Genomic DNA, 16,647 nt, shown 5'->3' on the forward strand with positions numbered 1-16,647 from the left:
CATGAATGAGCGCTTCACCTGGCCCAGCCGCATCGCCGCACGACTGCAACAGATCCTCGGCGACCCGCAGGTCCCCGCCGATCCCGCTCTGGCACCGGCCGTTGATCGGCTCAACGCCCTGCGCCAGCTGGCCGACACCACACCAGACTCCACCCGTGCCAGCACCTATGACGCGATCTGGCGCACCATGGGCGAGGAACTCGGCTACATCGCGCACGACCTCGACACCGGCCGCGTCACCGAGGCGGACCTGCCGGCGCGCTTTGCCGAGTGGGACGCGATCGGCCGAGCGCACCTGTCCCACGACCAAGCCGCGGCCGACGTCGTTTTCGGGCCCACTGAGCCAGCCAGCGACGTGTCGACGGCCGGGTACCACCCGGCCGCGGATGTCACCAGGGTCCGCGGCTACCTGAACGGCGAGCAGTGGGCGGCTGTCGAGAACGGCCAGGATCACCGGTACGCCGTCATAGACGAGTTCCACGCCCAGCTGGACGCCCTGGTCGAGACCTACACGCTGCAGGCGGACTTCTACCGCTCCGAGGGCCAGGACGCGCCCGCCGGGGTGGACCGGGAAGCGTTCTTGCGGGAGGCCGAAGAGCACGCCCGCTACTTCAACGCCCGCCTCTACCCGGGCCCCGGCTTCACGCTGCCGGACGAGGTTGCGCCGTCTGGAGCAGTCGATCCGGACGTGCTGCTGCCACGGTACGAGCAGCTGTTCGCCACGCTGCCGGGCTGGTCGGCCAAGCAGCGGCACCCGATCCTTGACACCACCGCATACCAGCCGCCGGCACCGGTTCGCTGGGAGGTCCGTGACCACGCCGCAGCAATACATGCCTGGGTCCTGGCCGTGGCCAACGACGCCCGCACCACAGGCAACCACGAACGCGCGCAGGTGCTGGCCGAGTACGCCGACCATGTGGCCGCCCTGCTCGACCAGTACGAAAACTCCGCAGAAATGAGCCCGACCGACTTCGAAGCGGGCCGGCTGGCCAGCCTCGACCAGGCCGCGTTCGGGGCCGCCCTGGACGAGGCGACCGCGATCCACAACGCCCGCTTCGACCGCGCCGCCGACAGGTTCACCGTCCCCGCCGACCTGCACCCCAGCGGCAGCGGCGATCGGGCCTACGACGTCGATGTATCGGCAGACGTCGACCAGCGCTACCGCGAACTGTTCCCGGCGCTGTACGCATCGACCCGCGCTGACGAGGCCGTGACCAGCCCGGTCCGCGCGAGCGCCCGCGTCGACAACGCCGACGAGTGGATGGCGCTCGACCCGCCAGACCTTGGCCAACAGGCTGTGGTCCAGGCCCTGTCACACCAGGCCGACCAAGCGGTCGTCAACGGCGACTCCACCGCCGCCGCGCAGTACCGCGACGCGGCCCACCGACTGGCCGAACAAGCCCAAGCCGACCAGTGGAACGCCGTCGTGGGCGCCCTGGCCGCTGACGACCGCCACCAGTACATCACCGAGCAGCGAAACCTCGTCCAGGCCCGCATCGAAAAGGAACTCACCACGCAAGGTCTCACGCTGCCCCGCAGCGACGACGCCTGCGCGGACGACCTGGTGACCGAGCATGCGATCAACAGCGCCGTCCATCGGCTGAGCAACAACACCACCGGTGCCCGGGCCGAGCTTCTCGACCACGACCACCGCGACGAACCGCGCGGCAGCGATAGCCGCACTAGCGAGACCTATGCCGACACTCACGAGGCCGACATTCCCAGCGACGCCGAGTCTGAGGCCAGATGGCTTGCCGCTGGATGGGAGGCCGCACCCGACGTGATGGACCGTGACGCCAGCCAAGCGGGCGGCACCGAACAGAACGAGGCCGAAGTGACGACCGCGGCCGACCAGAACGTCGAGCAGGATGACTTGGAGCTTGTCGTCTTCGAGGACGAGGTGTACCTGCGCGCGATGCAGGAGCGGGCAGCGGCCGAGGCCGCCGAGAGCAGCGGCGATGCGTGCCGGGACGACACCACAGCGAACGACGAGGCCGAACGCCAAGCCGAGCATCCGCGCGACGACCTGAACGCCCACCAAGCCGATGACGCTGCGCCGGCGTCGCTGGAGCCTCGACCTGTAACCGAGACCAGTAGCTGCACGGTCGCCGTCACCCGTGCCCAGCTGGCCGTGCAACGGGTCCACGAACGCATCGAGGAAGACCAGCGGCAAGCCGCCAGCGATCGCGAGGCCGAACTGGCCCAGTGGAACGCCGACGACACCCGCGCCGAGCACACCCACACCGCGACAGCCCAGGCCACCCAGCAGCACGACCACAGCGCGCCGGCGACCGAGCTGGGCAGCTACGGCGAGAACTGATGCTAGCCATGCTTGCCCGCCCGCCGGGTGGGCAAGCATCCCGGCCTTCGGCCGGGACGAAGTCCCTTCTGTGGCTGGGGTTGGTGGCCTGGTGCCAGACCGCCCCCTCCAAGAACAAGAGGGTTCTCGCCTGGAGGACGGCGGCGCTCGCTGCGCTCGCTTATTTCCTTGTCCACCAGCCGAGAACCCTCTTGTTCTTGGAGCCTCTAGCGGCCCGGCAGACGGCAGTTGCCGGCAGGCCCCCGAGGGGCTGCCGTCACACAACGGCCACCAGCGACAGGGGAACCCAGATGCCGAAGACAACGACCACCACCCAGCAGACCAGCAGTTGCCCGCCGTGGTGCAGCCCGCAGCGTCAGGTCGGCTGCGGCCGACCGGGCTGCCCGTCCAGCGCGCGAGGCACCAAGTGATGAACCACCGCGACGCCACCCCACTGGGCGAACACCCCTACAACGGCGACGACTTCGTCAGCACCTGCTCGTGCGGGCAGGAGTTCTGCGGACCGACTCCGGACGACGCGGACGCCGTGCTGATGGAACACCTCGAAACCGCCGACTGACCACCTGACTCGGGGAGCGCTGTGGTGAAGGACCACCAGACACCCACCGGCGCTCCCCGCACCAACCACGAAGGGGTTGAAAACCGATGACGCTGACGATGACTGACCTGTTCTGCGGTGCCGGGGGATCGAGCACCGGTGCGGTGCAGGTGCCGGGGGTGACGGTGAAGCTGGCCGCGAACCACTGGAAGCTGGCTGTGGAGACGCACAACAGTAACCACCCGGGCACCGACCATGACTGTGCTGATTTGTCGCAGGTCGAGCCGCGCCGCTACCCGCGCACGAATGTGTTGTGGGCTTCGCCGGAGTGCACGAACCACTCCCAGGCCAAGGGCAAGAAGCGCAACGTGGACGCGATGCCGGACCTGTTCGGCGACACCCTGCCCGACGAGGCGGCCGAGCGGTCGCGGGCCACGATGTGGGACGTGGTGCGGTTCGCCGAGCACCACCGCTACGACGCGATCGTGGTCGAGAACGTCGTGGACGCAGCACTGTGGGTGCTGTGGCCGGCGTGGCGCTCAGGGCTGGACGCACTGGGCTACTGCGTGCACGTGGTCTACCTGAACAGCATGCACGCCCAAGCCGGTGGGCTCCCGGCTCCGCAGTCCAGGGACCGGCTGTACGTGGTGGCTCACCTGCGCCCGTCGGGGTGCCCGGACCTGAACCGGTGGACCCGGCCGAACGCGTACTGCACTGGGTGTGACCGGGTGGTGCGGGCGATGCAGGCGTGGAAGAAGCCGGAACGGACCTGGGGACGCTACCGGGCGCAGTACGTGTGGCGCTGCCCGAACGTGGCCTGCCGCAACCAGGTGGTGGAGCCGGGCTGGCTGCCCGCGGCGGCGGCGATCGACTGGAGCCTGACGGGGGAGCGGATCGGGGACAGGGCCCGGCCGCTGGCCGACAAGACCATGGCGCGGATTCGGGCCGGGCTGGCCCGCTACGCCAAGCCGGAGTTGCTGGTGCCGGTCGAGGGCCGCGACGGCAAGACCGCCGCTCCGCTGGCCGAAGCGCTGCGCACGATGACGACCCGCAACGAGACCGGGCTGCTGGTCCCTGCGGGTGGGACCTGGAACGAGACCGCGACCACGGTGGCCGACGTGATGCGGACCAGGACCACGCGGGAGTCCGAGGCGCTGGTGGTGCCGCTGCGCAACAACAACACGACCAAGCAAGCGTCCGACCCGTTCGACACGTTCGCTGCCGCAGGCAACCACCACGGACTGCTGATGCCGTACTACGGCAACGCCACCACTCGACAGACGACGGAGCCGCACGGCACGTTCACTACCCGCGACCGGTACGCGCTCGTGATGCGGAACAACAGCTCCCGCACCGGCGGGGCGGAGATGTGCACACCCGCGACCGAGACGCTGCGCACGCTCACGACCGCGGGGCACCAGTCGGTGCTGGAGCCGCGAACCGTCGCGGTGGAGGACTGCCTGTTCCGGATGCTGGAGCCGCACGAGGTCGCGGCCGGGATGGCGTTCACCAACGGCTACGTGGTGCTGGGCAACAAGCGCGAGAAGGTCCGCCAGCTCGGCAACGCCGTCACCCCACCCGCCGCGCGCGACCTGATCGCCGCCGTCGCCGAATCCCTCGGACACGACCTCACCGGCCTGACCACCACCTGAACCTCACCGGGGGCGGGCGCCAGCCCGCCCCCATCCCCACAACCCCTCAGGAGGGCGACATGACCATCCCCGCCAACGACACTTCCAGCACCAGCGAACCGGACGACTTCCAGGTGGCCGCGACCGCAGTGACCCGCGCGATCCGCGCGATCAACGCCGGGCAGCGGCCCGGAGACGGCGCCGAGTTCATCACCCACCTGCTCGCAACGGTCGCCGCGAACCTCGGCAGCAGCCAGGCCGTGATCGCCGGCCGACCGGGATCGTGGGAGGCCGCCGGCGTACGGAGTCTGCTGGCCAGCACGGTCGGCGAAGACGACGACTACCTGATGAGCTACCGAACCGCGCCGGTTGAGGTCGTGATCAATCCGGAGGACGCCTTTGACGACCTCGGGGTCTACCTCGTGTACGAGGCCAGCGCGGACCACATCGGGCGCGAGCTGTTCGGCTCCAGGTACGAGGCAGTGGAGAAGCCTGGTCCGGACGGGCGACCTGTCGTGGTCGGGCGGGGCCAGCTCACCGTCGACGAGCTGGAGCGGATGCAGGCCGTCGACGATCTGATCTGGGACCTCTACGACGCCGACCTGGCCAGCTACCGGGCGGCCGTCGTCGACACGATCAACACCGAGGCCGAGCGGCTGCGCACCGACCCTGGATCGTTGCTGCCCGCCCACGTACCCGTCACGGTCCGGCTGCTCGACCCCAACGAGCCGGGCGACAACTTCGCCGACCAGACCAACGGGTGGGACTCCAGCATCGAGTCGCAGCTGTTCCAGCACGCCCGCGCCGCCACGCCCCTGCCCGGCGGACTCCTTCCGGACTGGAGCAACTTCCGCATGCACGAGGCGGTCCTGGCCGCCGGCCACTGGCCGCACCTGCGCATCCCCGAACTCACCCACTACGGCGTACCCACGAACGCCATCACGGAGGACTGACCCGTGACCAACGACACCGCTCACGACGGCCTCGACCCCGCCAGTCACGCCGCATCCCACGGCGTCACCTGCACTCGCTGCGGCCTGGCATGGCCTTGTGAGGGCAGCGGCAGTTGGGAGGGTGGGCACTTCCCGTCCAGGATTCCCAACGGTGCGGTTGTGGCCACCGCTGACGACCTGGACCGGCTCATCACGTGGGCGCCGGGTACCTGCCCGGTTGTGCTCGATGCCGCCGGCGTCGCCTGGATCTTGTTCTGGGACGAGGACGGCGACTACTACGCCGGCACCGTCGAGTGCCCCGACGAGGGTGTTCCGGCCCGGTGTGACGTGGACGACCTGCCCGACCGGGGGCCGCTGTACGTGCTGTTCAACGGCGACCGCGACGCCCTGACCCGGATGGGGGAGCAGAGGTGACGATCAAGGTCCGGCTGTCCGGAGAGCCTGAGGAGATCGCGCGGCTGGTCGAGCACCTGCGTGTCGAGTTCGAGGTGGCCGGCGGGGAGCGTGCCTACCCCAACCGTGGCTCGTTCGGTGTCCGTGTCTACCTCGAACTGCGTGACCAGCACGGCGCCCCGCCCGCGCAACGCGTGCGGACCGAGCGGGTCGACCGCGACCGGAAAGGACTGGAACCGTGACCCGCGCGACCAGGCCGCGAACCCGCCGGGGTGAGCTGGACGCTGGGCAGCAGCTGCTCAGCCGGGCGGCGCACTGGCACGCCGACCGCGGCATGGCCGTGTTCCCGCTCGTACCCGGCCGCAAGACCCCGGCAGTGGAGGACTGGGAGCACGCCGCAACCACCGACCACCTGAGCATCGCCCAGATCTGGAGACGCGCCCCGTACAACATCGGCGTCGCCGCCGGCCGCTCCGGGCTGGTGGTCGTTGACCTCGACCGCCCCAAAGGCGCCGGCGACACCGCGCCGGAACCCTGGCACAGTCGCGGAGCGGCCAGCGGCGGTGACGTGCTCGCCCTGCTCGCTGCTGACGCCGGCCAGGAGCTTCCCGCCACCTACACCGTCGCTACCGCCTCGGGCGGCTCGCACCTGTACTTCCGGCAGCCAGACGGGATCAGGCTCGGCAACACCGCCGGGCGGCTGGGATGGAAGATCGACACCCGCGGCCACGGGGGCTACGTCGTTGCCGCCGGATCAGTCACCTTCGCCGGCTGGTACGCCACCACCAGCCTGACAGCGCCGCAGCCTCTGCCCGCATGGATCACCGGCGCCCTGACCCGCAGCCCTGATCAGCCCACGGCCGCGCGAACCGCCACACAGCAGTTGAAGGACGCCAGCGCGTACACCCTGGCCGCGGTCAGCGGCGAGCTCGACAAACTCCTGGCCGCCACCGAAGGACACCGCAACGACACCCTGAACCGCGCCGCCTTCGCCCTGGGCCAACTCGTCGGCGCCGACCTTCTTGACCAGAGCACAGCCCGCGACGAGCTGCTGTCCGCCGCCGGCCGCCTCGGGCTCGACCGCAGTGAAGCCAGCCGCACGATAAGCTCCGGGCTCACCGCAGGCGCCCGGCATCCGCGCCGAACCGTGACTCTCCGTCAGTAGAACATGCTTTCGAATGTGTGGCACTCTGGGGTCATGGTGGGACGCTTCATTGTGCGCCCTGGCAACGGGGATAACGACTGGTCGGTCTGGGATAACGCCGCTAACGGGCGGCGCGGTTCCGGGCTGAGCCGGCAGCAGGCCGTTGCTGAGGCCGCCGAGCTGGAACTGCAGTACGACGCGCACGGCCACCGCCTGCCCGAGACGGTACGGCGGGTCGACCCGCCGGTCGCGGTCGAGCGGATCTGGCAGCCGGTCGGGGCGGTCGACGCCTGGGTCCGCGAGGGTGGCCGGTGGATCGCGCGGATTCGGCAGGCCGACGGCGGGTTCTCGTGGGCGCCCGAGGGTGAACTGCGCAAGATCGAGAAGCGCAACTGATGGCCGAGCGCGGCCAAGGTGCCACGATCCGGCTGCAGGGCGGCTTTGGAGAAGGAACCAGCCACGGAGACTGGGATCGCCAGATTGTCGGTGAACCTGGCTCGCGACACGATGGAAGTGCTGCGCTTGCTGGCCAGCCGGCGCGCGGCCTCGGTCACCGAAACGATCCGCCGCGCGATCTCGGTACTGCAGTTCGTCGAGGACGAAGTCGCGAAGGGCAACAAACTCGCCGTGGTCGAGACCGATGAGAACGGCGAGCAGCGTGTCCGCGAAATCGTCCTCATGGGCTGAAACGTGACTTCGGTGGTGACTACTTCAGTAGCCCAGAGTCCGCGGTGGGAACTCTGAACCGTGAGCAACATGAGGCCCCGGCTACGCGCCGGGGCTTCGTGCTCTCCCGGGCGTGGTCATCCGGCCGGGCTGTCAGGAAGGGCTGAGACGTCTTCTGGTTGCAGGTCTGCGCGGGGCCTGAGCAGCCTCAGGGGGTGGCGCCACTGGCCGGCCTGGATCGCTGCGTCGGCGCTGACCTCGACCACCACCTCCGGGCGAACCTTGGTCAGGGGCTTCTTCGAGTCCTTCCCGCCCCAGCGCTGCGAGGCGATCTCGTCCGGCCATTGGTGCCCGCAGCGGGCGGGGCGCAGCATCGTGCCGAGCTCGGCCGACTGGGCGGGGTTCAGCGGCACGGTGCGCCCGACGACGACCAGTTCCCCGTCGCGGTACCGGCCGGCGATCACCACCTCCGGCCGTTCGATCGGCCCGATCACCCCGCCCACGATCACCTCGACGGAGTCTCTGCGCTTCACCTTCAGCCACCCGCGCTCGCCGCCGACGTAGCGGGAGTTCGCGCCCTTCACGACCAGGCCCTCGATCCCCATCGCCTCGGGCAGTACGTCGAACCACTCCCGCGCCTCCTCGAGGTCCGCGGTCACCGGCGAGACCTGCAACGGCAGTTGCCACCGCGCGGCGATCTGTTCCAGCCGGGCACGGCGGCTGGTCCAGCGCTGGGTCCGCAGGTCGACCCCGCAGTAGGCAAGCCGGTCGAACGCGACGTACGGCGCCGGCGTCGACGCGACCAGCTTGCGGGCTTGGGCCGGCGTGGTGACCAGGCGGCGCTGGAGCGCGTCGAAGCTGAGCCGGCCGTCGAGGAAGATCACCAGCTCGCCGTCGACGACAGCGCCAGCGGGCAGCTGGGCGGCCGCGGCCGCGGCGACGTCGGGGAACCGGTCGGTGAGTTCCTTGCGCTGCCGCGACCAGATCCGCGCCCCGTCGACGTCGCGGACGACGACCGCGCGGCCAGTTGACTGAACTCTTCACGGCTCCGATGTGGCCCTGGCCACGGGAACCGAACGAGTGCGGGTAACGTCAATTGCTCTGGGCGGGTGGCTTACCCGGTGCGCCGGGAGAGTGATGGAGTGGGTGGATACGTTGAGTGAGGAACAGGCTCCAGGGGCGTCGCGATCGGCCGAGCCAGAGCCGGTTTTCGCGCCCGAGGTGCCGGACGATGACCGCGAGTTGCTGCTCAGCGAGCCCGGCGTCATGGTTGCGGCGAATCTTCCTGCTGTGAAGCCACGTTCGGACCTACGGGCTAGCCCGTTCGGCACCCTGGGCACTTTGATCGGTTTCCTGGTCGTAGAGGTGGCCGCCTGGGGCCTGGTCACTTCGTTTGCCGTGGATCTCTTGCCGGATGGAGCGGCCAGCTGGGTGTCGGGCGGTCTCGGCGTGATCGGGCTGTTGTTCTTTGCCTTGATGGTGTGGGCCGCGAGTACGGGGCGGGTGGAGAGCACCGCTGCGTACGAGTACCACGGCAAGTACTTGCACGCGAAGGACTGGGACGCGGAGGCTCAGAGACTGATGCTCCGCGCTCAGGCGGCCGTTCGAGCGGTCAGGGAAGCCGAGGTCAGCAAGGGTGGTCTGTTGGACGACATCCACAACGACGTGGTGCTGCCGGAACAACTGTGGGACCTTGGGCAAGTTCTGCAAAAGCTGTCGGTGCTACGGGCACGGCACCGCGATATCAGCGCTGGAGCGTTGGATGCCGACCTGGCCGGTGCACTCGGATCACAGGCGGAGGCGTTGCGGGTGACCGAGGAGGCGATGGAGCGCAAGGTTGCCACCTTGGAGAAGTACGCCGAACAGGTCCGCGAAGCGGATGCGATCGTGCGAGCAGAGGCAGCCTTGCAGGAAGCGTTGCGCGATGACGACGGCTACATCGAGTTGCTGGCCAGCACCGCGACGACCGATCAGTCGAGGCTGGTCGAGAAGTTGAGTGAAGAAGCCGTCGAGCTGAAGCAACAGCTGACCAAGAGCGTCGCTGCTGCCCTGGAGACTGGCCGCGCCCTGGCTCTCCCGATCAATGACGGCCCAACAACTTGAGTATCCGAACAGGCCAAAACCCACCCTGCAAACGATCGGCCGGAAACCCTCACAGAGTTCAGTGAAGATATCCATCCCACTTGATATCGAAGCGACTGCCGCCAGGCAGCGCTGATTCGCCCGGAATCGTCTCGACCAGGCGCGCGAGCTCGACGTCGACCGGTCCGACCAGATCGGCCGGCAACCTCGTCGATCCCGAGCTGGCCTTCCCCCGTGAAGGCGCCACTCAGCTCACCGGCTACCCGGGGACGCTGCGCGGATCGTGGCCGTAGCTGTTGCGCTCGGCAATCTGGCCGTCCTCGTTCTTGATGATGTGCTCCACCTGGCGCCGGCGCGCCTCGTCGCGGCCCTTCGCGACCTGCTCAGCCTTCGTGCCGCCGCTGAAGAACGGGTCGGCCTCGCCCTGAACCCGACTGTGCCACGCACCCGCCGCGTAGTACGTCTCGACATCACCTGCTGGCAGCGCAACCTCCCGGATCAGATCGGTGTCCGGATCCAGTACCCCGTACGCCGCGGCGTAGCAACCGGCCGAGCGGCAGAGGGCCCTGGTCGGATCGTGCCCTGACCCCACCGGCAGGGGTGGCCCGCCCTGGCCTGGCCCTGGGTGACTGTGCGACGAAACTTCGTATGCGTTGGCCGTGGTGATTGACCCAGAGCGCCAGCGCTCTACGCTGAAGGGGCTGGCCCTGCGTCAACAGGACCAGCCCCGGGTTGGTGGCTGCTAGATCAGCAGTCGTCCCACCAGCGGTACAGCAGCGAACAGAGGGTCAGGATCACCCGCATTGTTTTCCAGACACGGCGAGTGGTTCTGACCTTCTTTTTGTCGGGCGGGTGAGCGGGCGGCGTCGTTTCGATGACGACCTCCTAGGGGTCTAGTAGCGGACTGACTGTGTCAGTGTGCGCGGAAGGCCAGACAACTTTTCCCAGACCCGCCGGAGACACGGGGCTACCAGGGCGGAAGAGCCCGAGTATCGAACGCTCGTTGACGACATGTTGCCGTTTGACAAGGCGCGATCGAGCGTCTTTGCGCAGGATCGCGGTCTGGATGAATACGTCAGCGAACTTCCCGAGCCTGTGTCGTCTAGGTGGTTAGTTCGGTCACCTGGTTGAGACGCTGCCGCTCCGACCTCAACAGCGGATCTTCCGCTCGGCGTGCACCACGGACCGTGGTCACGGAGATCCGTAGCTGATCGGCGGCGACTCGTACCCGGGTCATGCAAAATCCAGGGTCTTCACGACCTGTTGATAAGGACTGTTACCGTCCCCAGCGCTCGTGCGCGGACTGGCGGCTGATGCCGGCCGCGTCGCCGATGTCGGCCCAGGAGGCACCTTGAACTCGGGCCTGATGGACGGCGTCGTCGCCCGATCTACGGCGTCAGCGGCTTCTAGTGGGGGCTGGTGGCCGTTCTCCGGGGCTGACTTGAGCAGACGCTCCAGCATCCGCAGTCGGGTCGTGTCGAGCGGCTGTGACCCCATTCTTGCCCGGTCGGCGTAGAACTCCGCTGCACGGGTGGGTGCTGGTGGTGATGCTGGTCGACACAAGTTGGCCAGGTCGGTCTCGCCCTCGGGCATGCCGGGCAGCATCGGCGGCGGCCCGGCCGCGGTGATCCCCGACAGCTTCGAAGTCGGGGGCCATGCAGCGATTCGTCCTCGATACTGGCGGAGCAGAGGCCGACCCACCGGCTCCTGCGGCTGCTGCTTAGTACAGCTACCCTCGTGGCCCTGCTCGCATCAGGCCGCCTGTCAGGGTCTTGTATGTGCGTCACGTCGGCGCCGAACTCGCGGCCATCGCCTCGGTGAAACGGGGGCGTCCGGCAACAGTGTCGGCTGGGTGTCCTCGGCGCAGGCCTCGCGGAACGCGGCCGACATCTCCTTGGTGTTCAGCACCTCGCCAGTGCGCAGCACCCCGAGAACAACTCACTTACCGGTGCCCTTCCGCCACCGCTCTCCTGGCCAGCTGGTGACGGATCAAGCTGGCGATCCCGCCGAACAGGACGACGGCAAGGATGAAGCCGGCGAAAAACGTTAGGCCGTGTTCGAAGGAGAGCTTGGCCCATCCGGTGCTCCGCGGAGTACCGCTGCCGGGAGCGTGGATCTGATACGTGGTGCCGTTGTGGAGCAGGGCGTTGTAGTTGACCATCGGCATCCAGGGGCCTAACCGGTTCATGGTCGGGTTTCCGTACCCGTCCTCGACGGTGAGCACCTCGGCGACAGCTGCGACCCAAAGCACTCCGGTCGCAACCGGCCAGCTTCTGACGGCGAGAGTTAGGCTGGCGCCGGTCCAGGCACCGGCCACGCCGATGCCGAGACCCCAGCCGAGGATGGCCAGGATCTCGCCACCTTGCCCGGTCACGATGGTCCTGTCGAGTGAGAACCAAAGGGTGCACGCCAGGCTGACCATGATCGGTAAGACGAGGACCAGAGAAAGCACACTGAGAGCGGCCAGCTCGGCGGCGTACTCCCGCAGAGGTCGCCGGGTGGGCTCGAACCATCCGGCACCGCCTCGCGAGACGACAGCGCCGACGAGGACCAGAACCACGGCCAGGAAATAGGTGACGTCGCCCAACTGGCTGAGCAGCTCCCTCGAAGCGCAGCCCGGACAGTTCACGTATGTCGTCCCGAGGCGCGTTTCGAAGTAAGTAGAGATCTCGGCCCACAGGTAGCCGGCCAGCATCAGCTGACCGAGCAGGACGAACGGCCAGGAGCGCCGGTTCAGCAGCCGGGTCAGGTACCTTTGCAAGGTCGCCTCCGAGTTTGGCCAAGGTGATGGCACCGTAGCCCGTCCGAGGATCAGCCCTGACCCTCTTCAGCTCGCCATGCCAGAAGAGGGCTTCGGATCCCGTGTCAGCGGGTGAATTTGCAGCTTCCTGCAGTGGTCAGGGCGTGAAGACTGGGCTCCGCGGCATCAGTGCTGCGCTGCCCGGTTTCCTTGCTCGGCCAGTCATCGTGCGGGCGCTCGGGGTGGCCTGCACCCGTCGGATGCCCCGGAGCCGTTCGGCGCGTGACGGGTCCGGCGGGTGTGGCCGCGTCCCCGAGGCCCTACAACAAGGATGCACGAATCTCGACCTGGCGCTCCAAAGTTGTCCACAAGTCCGATTCGGTCGCTGGCCAAGCGCTCACAACGCTGGGCCGAGGTTAAAACTCGACAGGTCATTGGACAGCGGAGATTCCTTCCAGACGCGGGCGAGGGCCGTGGAGATGCGCCCACTCCAGCGTCTCGATCACACCCTCGAAGTAACCCGGCCTCGCCGGCATGCCCGGCGTCTTATACCCGTCAGGAGACGTGAGCTGCGCGACCTGCGTCTCGTCGAACAGTCGCCGCAACGTCTCCTGCGACGCAGGGCCGATCGGAACGCCCGACGGAGGCACAATCGGTGCCTCGGCAGGAGTCCACAACGGATCTGCCGGATTACCGAGCGGAACATCCGTTCCCGCCAGCCACCTGCACGTCTTCATCGCCGCCGACGCGTACGACGCTGCCCACGAAGTCTCCCCCAGCGGGGTCGCCATCACCAGCCGCACACACTCAGCCTCAGCCACCCGCCACACCGAACCGAACTCGGCCAGCGGTACACGAACCAACCCGGTGGCCGGCACACCGGCCAACACCTGCTCAGTGATCTCCATACCACAACACGATCCCAGCAGGCACCGACAATCTGCAGAAGTCATGCACGCCGCTGGTGGCCGTTCTCCGGGGCTGACTTGAGCAGACGCTCCAGCATCCGCAGCCCTTTCGTATCGAGCGGCTGTGCGCCCATCTTGGGCATCTTGGCAGTTCTCGCGGACATCAGGTGAACACCGGTGTGGAGGCGACTCGCGACCCAAGAGACGTGGTGCGTGGCATCCTTCGTGGCATCAACCTGGGCGTACGTATGGAAAATCTCGGCACCGTAGGCGGGCGCCGCGAAGCTCAAAACGCCTGATGAGAGCGGATGTGACGCCGTCGTTCCTCCTCGTAATGAGAAGGTCACTGATTCATCCCCGCTGCCGATCGCTTATGTGGTTGAAGGCGTGCCTCCGGGCGCGCTCGCCGGGCACGTTCGGCGGGCCGGCCCACGCGGCCCGCCGCGCTGACCTGTGCATCTGTCAGGGGGACGGGGCAGGTGTGGTGCCCGATCCGCCTGTCCTGGACTCCCGCCGTTCGCGGACCCTCGCCACTTGGGCGGGCTCCTGGTAGACGCGGAGAATGATCGCGTCCATCAATCCCAGTACCTCTTCGGCGTCCTCGCGGGTCAACGGATCAGTGACGAGGTCGCCGTGCGCAACCTCGTTGCCTGCAAATCGGATCTCGTGAGCGGCTTCCTTCATCGCTTCTGAAATCACATCTGCCTGACGAAGGCCGTCGATCTTGCTCATCAGGGTGCCCGAGGTGATGCCATTGGCCTTCGCGATCGCCTCAACCACAGCGCGGGCCATCGCGATTGCGGCACGAAATGCCCCGACGCTTAACGCGAGGTGTGCCTCGTTCGCGGATGAGGCGATGGCCTCAGGGACGTCCGGGAAATCCTTGCCGCCTATCGCGCTAGGCCAATGGATCCTCACATCTTGACCGCCCATCGCGGCCGTCACCACGAGTTGGCAGTTGGTGTTGTTGCACTGCAGGACCGCGAGACGGTCGACACCCACGAACCCCGTCCGCTGCAGGCCCATCGGGTTCCCATTCGCGGACCATACCTCCGAGAAGGTGGCGTGACTCTTGCAGAACGGGCAGAGGAGCGCGGGCACGGCGCGAGCGTAGACGGCAGTGCTGAGGCGTGCAACGCCGCAACTACGGATGGTCGCTAAAGGGTTTACGGGGACGGGCGGCCACCAGGCGAGCCCGACTCACGCTTGAGGGTTGTGGTCAAGGGCAGTCGAACCGTCGACCCGCTTCGCAGGGGAACTATGAGCGACGGCCGTTGCTCGCAGCGCACCCGCCGCCGAGTGGCGCTGGGTGTATCTGCAAGCGACCGCTAGGACACCCTGATCGACTCGGCTTGACTCCCATTCGCACCACGAATAGCCCCACGGATCGAGCATGTGGCGGACGTTGGAACTACAGGCCCTGGGCTGACCTGCGTTTTTGTTGGCGCGCCCGGCAGGATTCGAACCTGCGACCAACGGATTAGAAGTCCGACGCTCTATCCAGCTGAGCTACGGGCGCATGTGCTGGTGGCACGGGGAAGAGTCTCTCAGATGGGGAGGTGATCGCGCTCGCGGGTTCCGGGTGCGGGCTGGCGGGGTAGCGACGCAGTGTGAGCCGGCGGGGACGCAGAGGCATCGGTGCAGGTCGGTCGTTCCATCCCGGTAACGCTGAGTGGGCGGTTCTGCCGTGGTGCCGGGACTCCAACTAGGCTGCGGGCATGAGTTACCCCTCAGGAGGCCCTGCCGACGCGCCGCAACCGGTGGCGACCGGCTCGGCCGGCGCGTCCGGACCGCCGTACCCGCAGCCGAACCGGTTGGGACCGCACCCGGTTCCCGGACAGCGGCGCAACCAGGGGTTGCTGATCGGGATCGGCATCGTGGTCGTGTTCGCGATCGCCGGGCTGCTGATCTTCGGCATCGTGGCGAAGTCGGTCGGCGCCAGCGGGTTCATGTGGGGGATCGGCCTGGCCTTCGTGCCGATGATCCTGATCATCGCGCTGTACCTGTGGCTGGACCGCTACGAACCGGAGCCGCTCAAGTACATCGTGTTCGCGCTCTGCTGGGGCGCGTTCATCGCCACGCTGGCGGCGATCTTCATCAACACCCGGGCGGCGGACCTGCTGCACGAGACCGCGAGCGGCGGCAGCCGGGCCGCGGTGTTCGTGGCGCCGCCGGTGGAGGAGTTCGCCAAGGGCGCGGTCATCCTGCTGCTGGCGCTGGTCCGGCGCAAGGAGTTCGACGGCATCATCGACTCGCTCGTGTACGCCGGCATGGTCGGCGTCGGCTTCGCCTTCACCGAGAACATCCTGTACTTCGGCCGGATCTTCGACCAGCTCTCCGAGGAGGGCGGCAACGCGGCCGGCGTGCGCGGCGTGATCGGTTTGTTCATCCTGCGCGGGCTGGCCTCGCCGTTCGCGCATCCACTCTTCACGTCGTTCACCGCGATCGGCATCGGCATCGCGGTCCGGCACCGCAGTACGGCGGTCCGCTTCCTCGCGCCGGTGGTGGGCTACCTCGCCGCGGTGCTCATGCACGGGCTGTGGAACGGCGGCGCGAGCTGGGCCGGTGGCGGCGGCTTCCTCACCATGTACTTCTTCCTGATGGTGCCGCTGTTCTTCGGCATGGTCGTCTTCGCCCTGGTGATGCGCTCCCGCGAGGGGCAGATGATCGCGTCCCGGCTGTACGACTACGTCCGGTTCGGCTGGCTGAACGGTCAGGACGTCCCGCTGATCGCGACGCTGCGCGGCCGCAAGGCGCTGCGCCAGAACGCGAAGCGCTACGGCCCGCAGGCCGAGGCCGCGGCCAAGGCGTTCCAGCACACCGCGACCGAGCTGGCGTACCTGCGCGACAAGATCGTCCGGCAGGTGGTCGGCGCGGACGAGCTGCAGACCGAGAAGAGGTTGCTCGACGAGCTGCGCGAGCGCCGGCCGAGCGTGCCGTTCCCGCCGATGCCGGCGTTCGCGACCGCCGTACCGCAGTTCGCCCCGGCGGGCCCGGTGCCGCCGTACGCCGGGGCGCAGTACCCGAACGGCGCGCAGTACCCGGGAGCGCCGCAGTACCCCGGGGGTCAGCAGCCGCCGGGTGGTCCGCAAGCAGGTGGTCCGGGGGCTCCCGGAGGTTATCCGCCGGGGGGTTATCCGGACGGTCAAGCAGGGTATCCCTCGGGGCAACCCGGCTACCCGGCGGGCCGGCCCGGTTACTCACCGGGACCCACTGGACCGCAGGCTCCGCCGGGAGGATACGGTCCGTATCCACCGTCGCAGTGAAATGCC

Annotated in this window: 15 protein-coding genes, 1 tRNA gene and 1 pseudogene; 11 read left to right on the forward strand and 6 right to left on the reverse strand. The window is 68.2% G+C overall.

Going from position 1 to position 16,647, the window contains the following annotated elements; genetic code table 11:
* Position 1 precedes the first annotated feature (1 nt).
* The 9 genes from KFLA_RS10800 to KFLA_RS10840 all read left to right on the forward strand — a co-directional run bounded on the left by KFLA_RS10800 (position 2) and on the right by KFLA_RS10840 (position 7,666).
* Positions 2-2,320 carry a hypothetical protein gene (locus KFLA_RS10800; RefSeq protein WP_012919826.1) on the forward strand — a complete coding sequence of 773 codons (2,319 nt, stop codon included), beginning with the start codon at positions 2-4 and terminating at the stop codon, positions 2,318-2,320.
* A gap of 409 nt (positions 2,321-2,729) precedes the next feature.
* The gene (locus KFLA_RS37890; protein WP_012919827.1) at positions 2,730-2,879 is read left to right on the forward strand and encodes a hypothetical protein; all 150 of its coding nucleotides are present in this window, start codon (positions 2,730-2,732) and stop codon (positions 2,877-2,879) included.
* A gap of 86 nt (positions 2,880-2,965) precedes the next feature.
* Positions 2,966-4,510: a DNA cytosine methyltransferase gene (locus tag KFLA_RS10810; protein WP_012919828.1), complete on the forward strand. Its 1,545-nt coding sequence runs from the start codon at positions 2,966-2,968 to the stop codon at positions 4,508-4,510.
* Positions 4,511-4,569: 59 nt separating this feature from the next.
* Entirely contained in the window at positions 4,570-5,442 is an 873-nt protein-coding gene (locus tag KFLA_RS10815; protein ID WP_012919829.1) for a hypothetical protein, read from the forward strand.
* A 159-nt stretch (positions 5,443-5,601) separates the two neighbouring features.
* A complete protein-coding gene (locus tag KFLA_RS10820; RefSeq protein WP_041289264.1) occupies positions 5,602-5,856 on the forward strand; it encodes a hypothetical protein in 255 nt (84 codons plus the stop codon).
* Positions 5,853-6,077, forward strand: a complete 225-nt coding sequence (locus tag KFLA_RS10825; protein WP_012919831.1) for a hypothetical protein — start codon at positions 5,853-5,855, stop codon at positions 6,075-6,077. The genes KFLA_RS10820 and KFLA_RS10825 overlap by 4 nt, the downstream gene beginning before the upstream one ends.
* Complete coding sequence (locus KFLA_RS10830; RefSeq protein ID WP_012919832.1) at positions 6,074-7,000, forward strand: bifunctional DNA primase/polymerase; 927 nt, start codon at positions 6,074-6,076, stop codon at positions 6,998-7,000. The genes KFLA_RS10825 and KFLA_RS10830 overlap by 4 nt, the downstream gene beginning before the upstream one ends.
* Before the next feature lie 33 nt (positions 7,001-7,033).
* A complete protein-coding gene (locus tag KFLA_RS10835) occupies positions 7,034-7,375 on the forward strand; it encodes a hypothetical protein (protein WP_041289265.1) in 342 nt (113 codons plus the stop codon).
* An 84-nt stretch (positions 7,376-7,459) separates the two neighbouring features.
* Positions 7,460-7,666, forward strand: coding sequence for a CopG family transcriptional regulator (locus KFLA_RS10840; RefSeq protein WP_148256598.1), 207 nt, complete (start codon positions 7,460-7,462; stop codon positions 7,664-7,666).
* A gap of 116 nt (positions 7,667-7,782) precedes the next feature.
* On the opposite strand, the pseudogene KFLA_RS10845 reads toward KFLA_RS10840, so the two are convergent.
* Positions 7,783-8,655 (reverse strand): annotated as a pseudogene (locus KFLA_RS10845) (ATP-dependent DNA ligase); the annotation flags it as partial.
* 127 nt (positions 8,656-8,782) lie between these two features.
* Here KFLA_RS10845 and KFLA_RS10850 point away from each other — a divergent pair.
* Positions 8,783-9,748, forward strand: coding sequence for a hypothetical protein (locus tag KFLA_RS10850; protein WP_012919835.1), 966 nt, complete (start codon positions 8,783-8,785; stop codon positions 9,746-9,748).
* Between the two features lie 238 nt (positions 9,749-9,986).
* Here the strand turns inward: KFLA_RS10850 and KFLA_RS10855 are convergent, their stop codons facing one another.
* From KFLA_RS10855 to KFLA_RS10880, 5 genes are all read right to left on the reverse strand, one after another.
* Positions 9,987-10,319 (reverse strand): DUF2188 domain-containing protein, encoded by a 333-nt coding sequence (locus KFLA_RS10855; protein WP_012919836.1) that lies wholly within the window; start codon positions 10,317-10,319, stop codon positions 9,987-9,989.
* Positions 10,320-11,669: 1,350 nt separating this feature from the next.
* Positions 11,670-12,422 carry a hypothetical protein gene (locus tag KFLA_RS10860; RefSeq protein ID WP_148256599.1) on the reverse strand — a complete coding sequence of 251 codons (753 nt, stop codon included), beginning with the start codon at positions 12,420-12,422 and terminating at the stop codon, positions 11,670-11,672.
* Positions 12,423-12,898: 476 nt separating this feature from the next.
* Positions 12,899-13,375, reverse strand: a complete 477-nt coding sequence (locus tag KFLA_RS10865; RefSeq protein ID WP_012919838.1) for a hypothetical protein — start codon at positions 13,373-13,375, stop codon at positions 12,899-12,901.
* Between the two features lie 462 nt (positions 13,376-13,837).
* A complete protein-coding gene (locus KFLA_RS10875; protein ID WP_148256600.1) occupies positions 13,838-14,476 on the reverse strand; it encodes a DUF4145 domain-containing protein in 639 nt (212 codons plus the stop codon).
* A gap of 341 nt (positions 14,477-14,817) precedes the next feature.
* Positions 14,818-14,894: transfer RNA gene (locus KFLA_RS10880), tRNA-Arg, on the reverse strand.
* A 199-nt stretch (positions 14,895-15,093) separates the two neighbouring features.
* Between KFLA_RS10880 and KFLA_RS39300 the strand changes: the two genes are divergently transcribed.
* On the forward strand, positions 15,094-16,641 hold the full coding sequence (locus KFLA_RS39300) for a PrsW family intramembrane metalloprotease (protein ID WP_012919840.1): 1,548 nt from the start codon (positions 15,094-15,096) through the stop codon (positions 16,639-16,641).
* The last annotated feature ends 6 nt before the right edge of the window (positions 16,642-16,647 follow it).

It is taken from the genome of Kribbella flavida DSM 17836 (assembly GCF_000024345.1).
Lineage (GTDB): Bacteria > Actinomycetota > Actinomycetes > Propionibacteriales > Kribbellaceae > Kribbella > Kribbella flavida.

Excerpts from the sequence above, each read along its gene's own strand:
- KFLA_RS37890 (WP_012919827.1), top strand. The coding sequence starts at position 2,730 with ATGAACCACCGCGACGCCACCCCACTGGGCGAACACCCCTACAACGGC.
- KFLA_RS10815 (WP_012919829.1), top strand. The coding sequence starts at position 4,570 with ATGACCATCCCCGCCAACGACACTTCCAGCACCAGCGAACCGGACGAC.
- KFLA_RS39300 (WP_012919840.1), top strand. The coding sequence starts at position 15,094 with ATGAGTTACCCCTCAGGAGGCCCTGCCGACGCGCCGCAACCGGTGGCG.
- KFLA_RS10800 (WP_012919826.1), top strand. The coding sequence starts at position 2 with ATGAATGAGCGCTTCACCTGGCCCAGCCGCATCGCCGCACGACTGCAA.
- KFLA_RS10850 (WP_012919835.1), top strand. The coding sequence starts at position 8,783 with ATGGAGTGGGTGGATACGTTGAGTGAGGAACAGGCTCCAGGGGCGTCG.
- KFLA_RS10865 (WP_012919838.1), bottom strand. The coding sequence starts at position 13,375 with ATGGAGATCACTGAGCAGGTGTTGGCCGGTGTGCCGGCCACCGGGTTG.
- KFLA_RS10860 (WP_148256599.1), bottom strand. The coding sequence starts at position 12,422 with ATGCTGGCCGGCTACCTGTGGGCCGAGATCTCTACTTACTTCGAAACG.
- KFLA_RS10810 (WP_012919828.1), top strand. The coding sequence starts at position 2,966 with ATGACGCTGACGATGACTGACCTGTTCTGCGGTGCCGGGGGATCGAGC.
- KFLA_RS10835 (WP_041289265.1), top strand. The coding sequence starts at position 7,034 with ATGGTGGGACGCTTCATTGTGCGCCCTGGCAACGGGGATAACGACTGG.